At 65.7% G+C, this 9,411-nt stretch carries 6 protein-coding genes and 1 pseudogene; 2 read left to right on the top strand and 5 right to left on the bottom strand.

The features are described 5' to 3' along the window. Window positions 1-82 precede the first annotated feature (82 nt). Together AB4Z32_RS05135 and AB4Z32_RS05140 are read left to right on the top strand one after the other, a co-directional pair. On the top strand, window positions 83-1,651 hold the full coding sequence (locus AB4Z32_RS05135; protein WP_441934831.1) for a DUF1800 domain-containing protein: 1,569 nt from the start codon (window positions 83-85) through the stop codon (window positions 1,649-1,651). Between the two features lie 22 nt (window positions 1,652-1,673). Then, complete coding sequence (locus AB4Z32_RS05140; protein ID WP_441934832.1) at window positions 1,674-2,921, top strand: DUF1501 domain-containing protein; 1,248 nt, start codon at window positions 1,674-1,676, stop codon at window positions 2,919-2,921. A 301-nt stretch (window positions 2,922-3,222) separates the two neighbouring features. On the opposite strand, the gene AB4Z32_RS05145 is transcribed toward AB4Z32_RS05140, so the two are convergent. The 5 genes and pseudogenes from AB4Z32_RS05145 to AB4Z32_RS05165 form a co-directional block, all read right to left on the bottom strand. Continuing rightward, window positions 3,223-3,975, bottom strand: a complete 753-nt coding sequence (locus AB4Z32_RS05145) for a 2OG-Fe dioxygenase family protein (protein ID WP_441934833.1) — start codon at window positions 3,973-3,975, stop codon at window positions 3,223-3,225. Window positions 3,976-3,998: 23 nt separating this feature from the next. Next, window positions 3,999-6,062 carry a TonB-dependent receptor gene (locus AB4Z32_RS05150; RefSeq protein ID WP_441934834.1) on the bottom strand — a complete coding sequence of 688 codons (2,064 nt, stop codon included), beginning with the start codon at window positions 6,060-6,062 and terminating at the stop codon, window positions 3,999-4,001. 11 nt (window positions 6,063-6,073) lie between these two features. Then, window positions 6,074-6,583: a DUF6702 family protein gene (locus AB4Z32_RS05155; RefSeq protein ID WP_441934835.1), complete on the bottom strand. Its 510-nt coding sequence runs from the start codon at window positions 6,581-6,583 to the stop codon at window positions 6,074-6,076. Further along, window positions 6,580-9,030 carry a M1 family metallopeptidase gene (locus AB4Z32_RS05160; protein WP_441934848.1) on the bottom strand — a complete coding sequence of 817 codons (2,451 nt, stop codon included), beginning with the start codon at window positions 9,028-9,030 and terminating at the stop codon, window positions 6,580-6,582. The genes AB4Z32_RS05155 and AB4Z32_RS05160 overlap by 4 nt, the downstream gene beginning before the upstream one ends. 6 nt (window positions 9,031-9,036) lie before the next feature. Continuing rightward, a pseudogene (locus AB4Z32_RS05165) lies at window positions 9,037-9,411 on the bottom strand (aminopeptidase); the annotation flags it as partial.

Raw genomic sequence — 9,411 nt, forward strand, 5'->3', positions numbered from 1 at the left:
AATCCTTACTTTTGCAAAGAGGCAGTCCTATCTACACTTCCTGGTAGAGATGATTGTTCGATAAACCTCCGGAGCGTTCACCATGACCAGCCGTCCTTTGCTCGCCATCCTCGCAGCAAGCCTGCTTTTCACACCGGCGCTCCACGCGGCGCCGCTCGCGCCCGACCAGCAGGCGGTGCATGTGCTGAACCGCCTGGCCTTCGGTCCGCGTCCGGGCGACATCGAGCGCGTCCAGCGCATGGGTGCGCAGCAGTACATCGATGAGCAGCTGCACCCCGAGAGCATCCCGATGCCGCCGGAATTGTCGGCGCGCCTGGATGCGCTGGAGACCGTCAAGCGCAGCGCCGGCACGGCCCTGGGCGACTACATCGAGCTGCGCAAGGAAGTGCGCAACGAGGAAGAAGGCGCCAAGCAGCGCCGCCGCATCGAGCAGGGACGCGCCACCCGCGAGGAAGCCGAGGCGCGCCTGCTGCGCGCGGTCGAGAGTCCGCGCCAGCTCGAGGAGGTGATGGTCGACTTCTGGTTCAACCATTTCAACGTCTTCGCCGGCAAGGGCATCGACCGCGCCCTGGTGGCCAGCTATGAGCGCGACGCTATCCGTCCCTACGCACTGGGTTCCTTCCGCGCCCTGCTGGGCGCCACCGCCAAGCACCCGGCAATGCTGTTCTACCTCGATAACGTGGTCTCCTCGACGCCGCGGCCGAATGCGAAAGGCAGAGCGCAAGGCCTGAACGAGAACTATGCGCGCGAACTGATGGAGCTGCACACGCTGGGCGTGGACGCCGGCTATACCCAGCGCGACGTGACCGAGCTGGCGCGCATGCTGACCGGCTGGACCTTCGACCAGCGCCGCCTGGTGCGCATGGGTGAAACCTTCCGCTTCGACGCCGGCCGCCACGACAAGGGCGCCAAGACCTGGCTCGGGCACGAGATTCTGCCTACTGGCCAGGACGAAGGCGAATACGCGCTCGACGTGCTGGCCATGCACCCGGCCACCGCGCGCCACATCAGCTTCCAGCTGGCCCAGTACTTCGTCAGCGATACGCCGCCGCCGGCCCTGGTCGAGCGCATGAGCCGGACCTGGCTGGCCAGCCAGGGCGATATTCGCGCCGTGCTGAAGACCCTGTTCTCCAGCAGCGAGTTCATGGACAGCGAGGCCGCCGGCGCCAAGTTCAAGACGCCCTACCAGTTCGTGGTCTCGGCCGCGCGCGCCGGCAGTGCGCCGCTGGTCAACGTCGGTCCGCTGGTGAACACCATGAACCAGCTCGGCATGCCGCTGTACGGCTGCCAGACCCCGGACGGCTACAAGAATACCCAGGAGGCCTGGCTGAACCCGGACGCCCTGACGCGCCGCATCGCCTTCGCCACCGCGCTGGCCCAGGGCCGGCTGCCGCTGGCGACCAGGCCRCTGCTGGCGCCGCCGCCGCCGGCCCCGCCGATGCAGAACCTGGCCGGCAGCGACGCCTCCCCGGCGATGTTCGCGCCGCCCCCGCCGACGCCGCCCGCACCGCCGGTGCCGCTGGATGCGGCCAGTCTGCGGGCCACGCTGGCGGGTTCGCTGTCGCCGCGCACCGCCGACACCATCGCGCGTAGCCCGGACAATCTGCGCGCGGCCATGCTGCTGGGCAGTCCCGACTTCATGCAGCACTAACCTCGATACCTGGAGAACGACCATGCAACGCAGGGATTTCCTGAACACGCTGGCGCTGGGCGCCGGCATCATGCTGCCGCTGGGCCGCCACGCCTGGGCGGTCACAGGCAGCGGCACCGCCGACAGCCCGACCCGCAGGAAGCTGGTGGTGGTGATGCTGCGTGGGGCGGTGGACGGCCTGAACGTGGTGGCGCCGGTGGGCGACGAGAACTACCTGCGCCTGCGTCCCGGCATCGGCCTGGCCAGCCCCGGTATGGAGAATGGTGCGCTCGACCTGGACGGCTACTTCGGCCTGCATCCGGCGCTGGCCAGCCTGCAGCCGCTGTGGCAGCAGAAGAAGCTGGCCTTCGTGCATGCCAGCGGCTCGCCCGACGCCACCCGCTCGCACTTCGACGCCCAGGACTACATGGAATCGGCCACGCCCGGCCGCAAGAGCACGCCGGATGGCTGGATGAACCGCCTGGTCACGGCCCTGCCGGGGACCGCCACGCCGAGCCGCCTGCTGGGCATCGGCCCCGTCATGCCGCGCATCCTGGCCGGCCAGGCCGCGGCCGTCAACCTGCCGAACGTGGCCTCGGCTACCCGTGCCGACATCCTCGACCGCCCGGCCATCGGCGCCGCCTTCGACCAGCTCTACGCCGGCCACCCGCGCTTCGGCCGCGCCTACGAGGATGGCCGCAAGGCCCACCGCGAAGTGATGATGGCCGCCGCCGAGACGCCGCAGATGCAGGCGGCCGATCGCGGCGCGCCGCTGCCGAACGGCTTCCCCGACGATGCCGCGCGCCTGGCGACGCTGATGCGCAACGATCCGAAGATCCAGATGGCCTTCGTCGCGCTGGGCGGCTGGGATACCCACGTGGCGCAGGGCGCCGGCACCGGCCAGCTGGCGAACCGCCTGGCGCCGCTGGGCCAGGGCCTGGCGGTGCTGGCCGAACGCCTGGGCAGCCTGTTCGACGATACCGTGGTGGTCGTGATGTCGGAGTTCGGCCGCACCGCGCGCGAGAACGGCACCGGCGGCACCGACCATGGCCACGGGAACGTGATGTGGGTAATGGGAGGGAAGGTCAGCGGCGGCCGGGTCTACGGCGACTGGCAGGGCCTGGAAGAGGCTGCGCTGAACGAAGGCCGCGATTTGCCGGTGACGACCGATTTCCGTTCGGTCCTGGCGCAAATCGCCGAACAGCATTTACTTTTGAGCGATAAGCAGCTGAGCCAGGTCTTTCCCGCAATGCCGCAAAAAGCGGCGTCCTTCCGCGTGCTCAAGGCCTGATTGTAGGAGCGGTCCCACTGGAGGACGAGGTCAACGCGCTATCGTAGTTTTACCGTATTGCGGTGCACAATAAATGGCGCTATAGTTGAACCGTCTCCTCCAGTTTTCTCCGGAATCTGGATTCCGCCCGCTCCGCAAGGTAGCGGGTTTTTTTTGCCCGTAGCTTTAAAGACGACGTCCCCGCGATTCAAACCGTCGTCCCCGCGAAGGCGGGGATCCAAGTTTGCATGCGTATCGTCAGCGCGGACAGAACTTGGGTTCCCGCCTGCGCGGGAACGACGGTCTTGCGTTTCGTGGTGGCTTACGCTCCCGTGGTCTCCACATCATCGCCCTGGAACGCCCCGGCCCGCCAGGTCAGCACCAGGGTATCCCGATGTCCATGCTCCCCCAGCGGCTGGATCGGCGTCGATTCGTGGATCACGGCTGCGTCGTCGAGCAGCAGCATGGTCCAGGGTTCCAGCATGGTGAAGCGCTGGCCTTTCGGGCCCTCGGCTTCGAACACGCGGGTCTCGCCGCCCTTGATGTTTTCGCGGCCGATCAGGATCACGGCCACGAAGTCGACGCCATCGCGGTGGGCGCCTTCCGGCGTCGGGCGGCCGATGCCGTCGGCGGTGTCGATGCGGAACTGGTGCGCCTCGACATACCAGGTCTGCTCGCCCTTCACCGTCGAGCACACCGCGCCGAGTGAGCGCAGCAGCTTGTTCCAGGCCGGCTGCTCGGCGGTGCCGGGTTCGATCGGTACGAACAGGCGGTGCATGCCGCCGTGCAGGGCGTTGTATTCGACCGGCTGCCAGTGGGCGCGGTGGGGACTCTGCGTGAGCGCGCCGCCGTCGTCGACGAAGCAGGAGTGGCGCCGGCGCCGGTAGCGGCCGCCGTCCTTCAGGTAGTTGTCGAGTTCCAGCCGGTCCCAGCTCGGCGCGAGGGCCTGCAGTTCGTCGAGGGAGCAGCCGGCCAGGCTTGCCACGTCTTGCGGACGCAGCAGCGCATAGCCGTCCGTGCGCAGCGCATCGGCGATGCGCGACGGGTCGGTATAGGGTGGTTGCGGTGTAGTCATCCCGCTAGCGTAGCACTTTTTGCCTACCAATTCTTGATGAGGGTAAGGCGGAAGGAGCGCGATTCGAGCGGATGGAAGTGGATGTCCTCGCGCGGCTCGCTCTCGCCGCGCAGCTGCGACGCATAGTAGTAGTCGATCGCCGAGACCTTCTTGTTGGCCAGGTTGAAGCCTTCCAGCTCCAGCCGCAGGTCCCTGGCGATGCGATAGCCGATGCGGCCGTTCAGCGTGGTGCTGGCATGCGAGCGCACGCTGTTGTCCTCGATGAGGGGACGCGGGCCGAAGTAGCGCAGGCGCAGCGCGCCTTCCCAGGCGCCGTTCTTGCCGAGCTGGCTGGCGGTGATGGCCAGCTGGCCCACGCCTTCGACCGCGCCCGGAATGCGGTCCTCGCCCGGCTCCACGTCGCGCGTGCGGGCCCGCGCGAAGGCGGCGTCGAAGTCGATCGACAGCCACTTCACCGGCTTGTAGTAGTTCGAGAATTCGATGCCGTAGCGGCGGCTGGGTGAGCCGGCCTCGGTGGTGCCTTCGTCGCCGACATAGCTCAGCTCCGAATCGAAATCCAGGCGGTACAGCGACAGCGCGGTCTGCATCTTCGGAATCGCATCAAGGCGCAGGCCGATCTCCATGCCGCGCGAGCGCACCAGGCCCGGCGACTGGCCGAGCGCCGCCAATGTCTTCGGATCGATGGTGGCGACCGTGCCGCGCGCATCGTTGCTGTGGAAGCCCTGGCCATAGTTCAGATACAGCTCGCTGCTCTTCCACGGGCCGAACACCAGGTTCATCGACGGACTGACCAGGGTGTCGCCGGCGCTGCCGGAGTTGGCGGCCAAATCGCTCTTCACGCGGAAGCGGTAGTGATCGGCGCGCAGGCCGACGATGGCGCGGAAGAACTCGCCCCAGCGCGTGGCGCTCTCGATCCAGGCGGCGCGGCTGGTCTCGACGATGTGGTCCTGGCGCGTGGTCTCCAAGGTCTGGCGCCCCTGGGTGTGCTGCAAGCCGTTGAAGATATTGTCGCTCTGGGCCTGCAGGCCGACGCTCAGGTCCGAGGTGACCGTGTCGGTGCGGTGCGCATGCCAGGTGTGCAGGGCGTTGAAGCCGCCGGTCACGCGGCGGTCCGGCTGGGCGAACTGGTCGCCATGCAGCGGGTCTTCCATGTAGTAGGTGAAGTTCGACCACAGGTCGAGCTGGTTGCGGATCAGGTAGGCGCTCACCTTCGACATCGAGTCGGCCGAGGTCTGGCGCCACACGCCGGACAGGCTGTAGCGGCGCGCCTCGCCGCCGTCGGTATCGTCGACCAGGTCGAAGCGGCCGATGCGGCCGTCGTCCACCGCGCGTTCGGGGATCTGGTCGGTGGAATTCCAGCGGCCGCGATAGGCCATCGCGGTGACGCTCCAGCCATTGTTCGCATAGCCGCGGCTGTAGCGCAGCACGCCGTTCACCTTCTGGTAATCGTCCGGATGGGTGAAGGGACCATCGTTGTGCAGCAGTTCCAGCGCATAGGTGAGGGCGCCGCCGGCCGCATCGCTGGACGCCGCCAGCGCGGTGCGCGCATAGCCGTTCTGGCCGACGCTCAGCGTGGCCACATCGCGCACCAGGCGGTTCGCATAGGTGACCGAGGCGCTGCCGGCCGAGGCGAAGTCGCCTTCGCGCGCCGAGTACGGTCCCTTGCGGTAGTCGAGACGGGCGGTCAGTTCCGGGATCAGGAAGTTCAGGTCGGTCCAGCCCTGGCCGTGGGCGTGCGAGCGCTGGTTGACCGGCATCTCGTCCACGTAAGTGGCGAGGTCGGTGCCGTGGTCGAGGTTGAAGCCGCGCAGGTAAAACTGGTTGGCCTTGCCTTCGCCGCTGTGCTGGCTGACGATCAGGCCGGGCGCCGCTTCCAGCAGTTCGCCGGGACGGTAGATGGTGCGCATCTCCAGCTCTTTCTGGCTGACGCTGCCGGCATTCGCGGAGTCAAGCAGGCCGAGTTGGCTCGCGCGTGACCCTTCGACCAGTACGCGCTGGATCACGAAATCGTCGGCATGTGCAGCGGGGTGAACCAACAATGGGGAAAACAGCGCGGCCAGCGCGCAAGGCAGGACTCGAAGACGCATTGAACTGGAACTTAATGTACTGAAAACTCGGGGTGATTGCTGCTGAAGCCGAAGGTGCGGATGCTGCCGGCCACCGTCAGGTTGACGGTATTCAGCTGGTCGGGCAGGAAGTCGATCATCACTTCGTCGTGGAGGAACTCGACCTTCGAGGCCGGCGTCTGCTGCACTTCCTGGAACACGACGACGCTCTGGGCGTCGGCCGTCATGCCGACCCAGTTCAGCGGCAGGCGGCGCTTGTCCTTGTCCGCCAGCCAGAACTGCTTTTCGACATACTTGCGGAACACGGCCTGGTCGTCCGGGTCGGACAGGTCGAACTGGCGCTGGTACAGATTGGTCAGCAGGGCCTCGACGTCGTGCGCCATATAGGTGTGCACGACTTCAAGGCTGCCGGTACGCTCGTTGTAGCTGATGTCGGTGATCCCGGCGTGGAAGTTGTGCGCCGGCGCCAGCGCGCAGGCGCCCGCCAGGACGGCGGCCGCTGCACACCGGGCGATAAAGCCACGATAACGGTGAAAGCTCATTGCACCTTCCTGCCCGCTTCGATGGACTGCTCGGCATCCTTCACGGCTTCCTTGCTGTCCTTCTTGGCGTCTTTCGTTTTCAGTTTCTCGCTATAGTCTTTCATCATGTCGTCCTGCGGGCGCTGGCTCTTGAACAGTTCCAGGCGCGACGGCGTCACCTTGCGCGGCCAGGCGTTGTCGCTGGTGTCGATGTCGGCGGTTTCCAGATAGGGGTCCTGCACCAGGCTGGTCATCGGCTCGTCCGTGATGATCAGTTTCGTGATCTTCTTCGGGTTGTAGCGCCACACCTCGGCCGGCACGCGCTCGACGTACTTCTTGCCGCTGGCCAGGGTGATCTCGAGGATCAGCGGGGTCACCAGGCCACCCTTGTTGCTGAAGTCGACCAGGTAGAGGTGCTTGCCTTCCTTCAGCAGCGCCTTTTCCCAATCCTCCAGCCCCTCCATGGTTTCATTGTACTTGTTGCGGTCCTTGTTGGTGACCGTGAAGCCGTCGTGCTCGTTGTAGAAATCCTTCAGTTCCGGATGCGCGTCGACGCGGCGCGGCAGGCTGCCCCTGTTGCGCTGGTCGGTGATCGACACCGGTTCCTGGTCCTTCAGGGATTTCTTCCACTTCTTCTCGACTTCCGGATCCTTGGTCCCGATCGTGTACTCGCTGATGCCGTCCACGCTCACATCCACCGCGTCGGTGGTGTAGAACCAGCCGCGCCAGAACCAGTCGAGGTCCGTGCCGGAAGCGTCTTCCATGGTGCGGAAGAAGTCGGCCGGAGTGGGGCGCTTGAACTTCCAGCGCTCGGCATAGGTGCGGAAGGCGAAGTCGAACAGTTCGCGGCCCAGCACCGTCTCGCGCAGCACGTTCAGCGCGGTGGCCGGCTTGGCGTAAGCATTGCTGCCGCGGTTCGTGATCGATTCCGAGTTGGTCATGATCGGCTGCTGGTTGCGGCTCTTCATGTAGTCGACGATGTTGCGCGCTTCGCCGCGGCGGGCCGGGTAATTGTCTTCCCACGCGGTCTCGGCGAGGAACTGCATGAAGGAGTTGATGCCTTCGTCCATCCAGGTCCACTGGCGCTCGTCCGAGTTGACGATCATCGGGAAGTAATTGTGGCCGACCTCGTGGATGATCACGCTGATCAGGCCATACTTGGTGCTGCGCGAGTAGGTCAGCTCGCCGGTCTTCTTGTCCTTGGTCGGGCGGCCGCCGTTAAACGAGATCATCGGGTATTCCATGCCGCCCACCGGGCCGTTCACGGAAATCGCCACCGGGTAAGGGTAGTCGAAGGAATACTTGTTGTACTGGTCGATGGTGTGGATGATGGCCTGGGTCGARTACTTYTCCCACAGCGGRTTGCCTTCCTTCGGATAGAAGGACATGGCCAGCACGTCGGTACCGCCCTTCCTGAAGCCCTGCGCGTCCCAGATGAACTTGCGGCTGGTGGCCCAGGCGAAGTCGCGTACGTTCTTCGCCTTGAAGCGCCAGGTCTTGGTGGTGGTGGCGCGGCCCTTCTCGCGGGCTTCCGCATCGGCCTGGCTGGCGATGATCACCGGCTGGGTGGCGCTGCGCGCCTGCTTCAGGCGCTCGCGCTGGGCGCTGGTCAGGACTTCGCCTTCGTTCTGCAGCTCGCCGGTGGCGGCGACGATGTGGTCGGACGGCACCGTGATCTCGACGTCGTAGTCGCCGAATTCCAGCGTGAACTCGCCGTCGCCCAGGTACTGCTTGTTCTGCCAGCCGTGGGCGTCGTAGTAGGCGGCCATGCGCGGATAGAACTGGGCGATCTCGAACAGGTCGTTTTTATCTTGTTTATCGAATCGTTCGAAGCCCATGCGGCGGCCCAGCACGTTCGTCTCCGGCACATTGAAGGACCACGCCATATTGAAGGAGAGGCGCGAGCCCGGCTTCAGCGGCTGGTCGAGGTCGATGCGCATCATGGTCTTGTTGATCACGTAGCGCAGCGGCTTGCCATCAGTGCCGGTGACGCTGGCGATCTTGAAGCCGCCGTCGAACTTGCGGCTCTCGACCAGGAAGCGGGCCGCCTCGTACTGCAGGCCAGGTTGAGCTCCACCCGGGCCGCCGGCGCCGGCCGTGCGCCATGCCTCGCGCGAGGGGTAGCTCGAGATATTGCGGTTGTCCGAGTCGGCGCGGAACATGTTCTGGTCCAGCTGCACCCACAGGTAGTTCAGCGTGTCCGGCGAGTTGTTGTGGTAGGTAACGGTCTCGCTGCCGCTCACGGCGCGATTCGCTTCGTCCAGTTGGGCGCGGATCTTGTAGTCGGCGCGCTGCTGCCAGTAGGCGTGGCCCGGTGCACCCGAGGCGGTGCGGGTGTCGGTGGGCGTGGGCAGCAGCTCGTCGAGCTGGCGGAATTTGTCGTCGAATTGCTGGGCGAAGGCCGAGCCGGTGATGGCGGCGATCAGCGAAAAGGCGGCGAGGCTGGCGGGCAGGCGTTTCATGGTCATGTTCATTTATTTCGCGATCGGTTGAGCGTCCTTGTCGTCCGCTTTTTCCTTGGTTTTCAGCTTTTCGCTCAGTTTCTCGTTATAGTCTTTCATCATGTCGTCACCGCCACGCTGCGACTTGAACAGCTCCAGGCGCGACGGCGTCACCTTGCGCGGCCAGGCGTTGTCGCTCAGGTCGGTGTCCGCGGTTTCCCAGTACGGGTCCTGCACCAGGCTGGTCATCGGCTCGTCGGTGATGATCAGCTTCGTGATCTTCTTCGGGTTGTAGCGCCACACTTCGGCCGGCACGCGCTCGACGTACTTCTTGCCGCTGGCGAGCGTGATCTCGAGGATCAGCGGCGTCACCAGGCCGCCCTTGTTGCTGAAGTCGACCAGGTAGAG

The sequence above is a fragment of the Massilia sp. 2TAF26 genome, from assembly GCF_052115005.1.
Taxonomy (GTDB): domain Bacteria; phylum Pseudomonadota; class Gammaproteobacteria; order Burkholderiales; family Burkholderiaceae_D; genus Telluria.